This window comes from Psychromonas algicola (genome assembly GCF_004378355.1).
In the GTDB taxonomy this organism is placed as follows: Bacteria; Pseudomonadota; Gammaproteobacteria; order Enterobacterales; family Psychromonadaceae; genus Psychromonas.
Window position 1 is genome coordinate 1 of record NZ_SNUB01000067.1, and the last position, 1,230, is coordinate 1,230.

At 34.2% G+C, this 1,230-nt stretch carries 2 protein-coding genes; both read left to right on the forward strand.

Going from position 1 to position 1,230, the window contains the following annotated elements; genetic code table 11:
- Window positions 1–100: 100 nt before the first annotated feature.
- Window positions 101–403 (forward strand): imm11 family protein, encoded by a 303-nt coding sequence (locus E2R67_RS16335; RefSeq protein ID WP_134292010.1) that lies wholly within the window; start codon window positions 101–103, stop codon window positions 401–403.
- A gap of 240 nt (window positions 404–643) precedes the next feature.
- Window positions 644–1,051: a lysozyme inhibitor LprI family protein gene (locus E2R67_RS16340; RefSeq protein ID WP_134292011.1), complete on the forward strand. Its 408-nt coding sequence runs from the start codon at window positions 644–646 to the stop codon at window positions 1,049–1,051.
- Window positions 1,052–1,230 lie beyond the last annotated feature (179 nt).

The window sequence follows — 1,230 nt, forward strand, 5'->3', positions numbered from 1 at the left end:
CCATTAGGTTCAACTCATTCCAAGGCATAAGTACCTCCTTATTTTGGGTACTTATAGTTTAAGAAATTGTTACCTATGTATAAGCAACAAAGTGTCACCTATGTTTATAACTCATACAGCCGATTACTTTTTGTTTAATATTCTTGGTTTAATAGAAGCAACAATCTTGGCTGATTCTAATTACGATGAATTAATGGAAGGAAGCGTTGAAGGAGGCGAGCTACCTTTAGTTGCTTTTAATAAAATAGTTATAGATCGTAAAAAAATTAATGGTGCGGATATGTTTCGACTTGCTGAAGATCCCATTAATATAGTAGTGAGCTCTGAAGTGGTGAAAGCGTTAAAGGCCAATAAACCTAAAGAAGGTTGGGGCATCAATATTGAAAATCTTGAAGTTAAATAGTTAACGCAATAAAATCATATAGTGGAAAAGCATGTAACATTTATTTATTTTTCTTTTAAATATCAATTGGTTACTAGGTGTAGTGGACATCCGAACGTTGAGTTCAAAGATATCAATTAGCTGTTGAGTCAATTCATGTTTAGATAAAGTGGTGAACACTCAAACCTTAAATTTAGTTATATTGAACGACTCAGTTTATAAGAGTGTAGTAAAAATAAGTTATGTATTAAAGGAACCCTAATGAAGAAACTTTTTATCATATTATTCAGTCTCTATTCTGTTAACGCTTTGAGCGATGACTTTGACTGTAGTCAAGCAATGACAACTCCCCAAATAAATTACTGTGCTGGGGTTGAGTTAGAAAAAGCGGAAGCAGAAATGAATACCTATCTCACTAAGAGTAAAGAGCATAATGGTCATGACATGGAGTTAATTAAATCCATTGAGGTAGCTCAAAAAGCATGGACAAACTATGCAAATGCACATTGTGACGCTATTTATACTCAGTGGCGTGGAGGAACAATAAGAGGCTTGATGTCTCTGAGTTGCAAAACAAAAGTAACGAAACAACGAACGCACGAAATTTGGGCTAACTTCTTAACTTATATGGATAGCACGCCTGCTGTTCTACCCGAGCCTGAATTGTAATGTCACTTGTAGTACAAAGTAGTGGGCACATTTTAATAATATCAAAGAGTTAATAATGAGACCCTGTCCTAAAATCTGTGTAATTGCCTATCATTAACTTAATCATATTAAGGATAGGTAATTATGAAAAAAGAAGAGTTAGAAGCATTCGCCCTTAAAGCATCAAAGGGATTAAAGTC